Consider the following 1357-nt stretch of genomic DNA (forward strand, 5'->3'; position numbering starts at 1 on the left):
CTCTTAGGCCCCCTAATTAAACTGGAGTACTCCCTTCCAATAAATTAAACTTAGGACAAGGGAGATGATCCAATATGGGAGGCAGAAGATTAGGTGAAGACATACAGCTGAAAGTAGTCCGAGAGGTGCTTTCTGGTGTGAAAGTGGGGGTCTTAGCCCGCATGTATGGTGTTCATCCGGAAACCATTCGTGTATGGGTAAAAGAGCTGCGAGATAAGATTCCACTTGAAGAAATATCAAACTCAGATGAACATATTCATGAGCTTAAGCGTCTGCAGGAAATTGAAGAGAAGTATGCAATGGCCATGAAGCTGTTAGGTGAAAAAGAACTTGAGAACGAGATTTTGCGTGAGCTCGTAAAAAAGAGGAACCCCGCTTATCCGAAAAGTACGAAGTAGCCGAGCAATTCATTAAGCGGGGAGAATCAGCAGCACTAGTCCTACGAACTGTGGATCTGGCGACTTCTACTTACTACGATCGTAAAAAGCGATCTACATGCTCTGCTCAGCAGGTCTCAGCCGGCCTAAAAGGAAGACCCCGGCCTGGTTTCTCATGGACAGAAGCAGGAGCAAAGATCAGTGATGAGCAGATCAAAGAGTGGCTGATGGAGCTTGTAGAAGGAGAAGAACATGTCTACGGATACAAGCTCCTGGCCAAGTGTCTGCGGAGAGATCAGAAGCTCGTGCTTAATAAGAAGAAGTCGTATCGTCTATGCGAGGAACTAAGCATTTTACAGAAGCAACGAGAGCGAAAAGTTAGACATCCCCGCAGGCTGCCAAAAAACCGAACCGTCACAGGATGCAACCAATTATGGCAAATGGACATTAAATACGGTTACGTCGCGGGATGTGAGCGATTCTTTTTTGTGCTCAGTATTATTGATGTATTTGATCGTGTAGTCGTTAACCAGTACAGAGGGCCGATGTGTGAGGCCAAACATGCCGTGAAAACCTTATGGAATGCGCTCAAACAACGTGTGCAACCCGGAGAAGAACTCCCCGTCATCCGCACCGACAATGGCCCTCAATTCATAAGCAAGCTGTTTGGAGATACGTGTGAAAGCCTAGAAATGACTCATGAGCGAATACCACCACGAAGCCCTAATATGAACGCCTACATCGAATCTTTCCATAGCCTACTCGAACGTGATCTGTTCAGTAAAATGGAGTTTAGCAGCTTCAAAGAGGCGTATGAAGAACTCGATAAATATATGGATTTCTATAATAACCGTAAAATGCATGGCAGTTTGAAATTGATGCCTCCAGCAAAGTTTTCCGAATGGGTAATGAAGCTGGAGGATCGAAGTATGTTCTATAGAGCCATGTAAATTGCTGAAATAATGAGCATGGCTACGTAA

At 45.0% G+C, this 1357-nt stretch carries 2 protein-coding genes; both read left to right on the forward strand.

Going from position 1 to position 1357, the window contains the following annotated elements; genetic code table 11:
- Positions 1-74: 74 nt before the first annotated feature.
- Entirely contained in the window at positions 75-398 is a 324-nt protein-coding gene (locus AC0YNT_RS30510) for a helix-turn-helix domain-containing protein (protein WP_475807909.1), read from the forward strand.
- A gap of 11 nt (positions 399-409) precedes the next feature.
- Positions 410-1327, forward strand: coding sequence for an IS3 family transposase (locus AC0YNT_RS30515; RefSeq protein WP_475807910.1), 918 nt, complete (start codon positions 410-412; stop codon positions 1325-1327).
- Positions 1328-1357 lie beyond the last annotated feature (30 nt).

Source organism: Paenibacillus sp. J22R56 (genome assembly GCF_056269375.1).